Below are 1,418 nucleotides of genomic sequence, written 5' to 3'. Positions count from 1 at the left end.
GCGCATGACTTCTCCGTCGGCACCGTCGAGCTGGTGAACCGCGCCTGCGAGGCCGCCGAGGATGCGTTCTGGACCTACGGCTACACCTCCCGCGAAGAGCGCGCCGCCTTCCTCGACGCCATTGCCGGCGAGATCGAGGCCCGCGCCGAGGCCATCACCGAGATCGGCACCCAGGAGACCGGCCTGCCCGAGGGCCGCCTGCAGGGCGAGCGCGGCCGCACCACCGGCCAGCTGCGGCTCTTCGCGTCGCATATCCGCGACGGCAAGTACCTCGACATCCGCCACGATCCGGCGCTGCCGGACCGCGCGCCGCTGCCGCGCCCCGACCTGCGGATGATCCAGCGCCCGATCGGCCCGGTCGCCGTGTTCGGCGCCTCGAACTTCCCGCTGGCCTTCTCGACCGCCGGCGGCGACACCGCCGCGGCGCTGGCCGCGGGCTGCCCGGTCGTGGTCAAGGGCCACTCCGCGCACCCGGGGACCGGCGAGATCGTCGCCGAAGCCGTGGCCGCGGCAATCGCCAAATGCGGCATGCCCGCGGGCGTGTTCTCGCTGATCCAGGGCGGCAAGCGCGATGTCGGCACCGCGCTGGTGCAGCATCCGCTGATCAAGGCGGTGGGCTTCACCGGCTCGCTCGGCGGCGGCCGCGCGCTGTTCGACCTCTGCGCGCAGCGCCCCGAGCCGATCCCGTTCTTCGGCGAGCTGGGCTCCGTCAACCCGATGTTCATCCTGCCCGAGGCAGCCTCGGCGCGCGGCGAGGCGATCGGCACCGGCTGGGCCGGCTCGCTGACCATGGGCGCGGGGCAGTTCTGCACCAATCCCGGCATCGCCGTGGTGGCGAAGGGCCCCGAAGGCGACGCGGTCGTCTCGGCGGCGGCAAGGGCGCTGGCCGAAGCCGCGCCGCAGACCATGCTGACCGACGGGATCGCCGCGGCCTACAAGTCGGGCAAGGCGCGCTTCCATGACCGCAACTCGGTCACGCCGGTGCTGGAGACCGAGAGCGAGGGCCGCACGGCCGCCCCGAACCTCTACGAGACCGACGCCGAGTCCTACCTGCAGGACCATGCGCTCGGCGAGGAGGTCTTCGGCCCGCTCGGGCTGGTGATCCGCACCGACACGGCGGAGCAGATGGTGGAGCTGGCCAAGGGCTTCGAGGGCCAGCTGACGGCGACGCTGCACATGGACGAGGGCGACGCGGCGCTGGCGCGCCAGCTGCTCCCCGTCCTGGAGCGCAAGGCGGGCCGGGTGATGGCGAACAACTTCCCGACCGGCGTCGAGGTCTGCGACGCGATGGTCCATGGCGGGCCCTATCCGGCCTCGACGAACTTCGGCGCGACCTCGGTCGGAACCCTGTCGATCCGCCGCTTCCTGCGCCCCGTCTGCTTCCAGAACATCCCCGGCAGCGTCATGCCGGATGACCT

Annotated in this window: 1 protein-coding gene; it reads left to right on the top strand. The window is 72.6% G+C overall.

Annotation, left to right across the window (positions count from 1 at the left end; genetic code table 11):
• Nucleotides 1-1,418, top strand: a 1,418-nt coding sequence (locus HCC78_RS32550; protein ID WP_172332819.1) for an aldehyde dehydrogenase (NADP(+)), incomplete at both ends; no start/stop codon positions are given.

The organism is Mangrovicoccus sp. HB161399, from assembly GCF_013184745.1.
Classification (GTDB): Bacteria; Pseudomonadota; Alphaproteobacteria; order Rhodobacterales; family Rhodobacteraceae; genus Mangrovicoccus.
The sequence above is the reverse complement of the archived record's forward strand: the minus strand, read 5'-3'. Positions and strand labels throughout refer to the sequence as shown.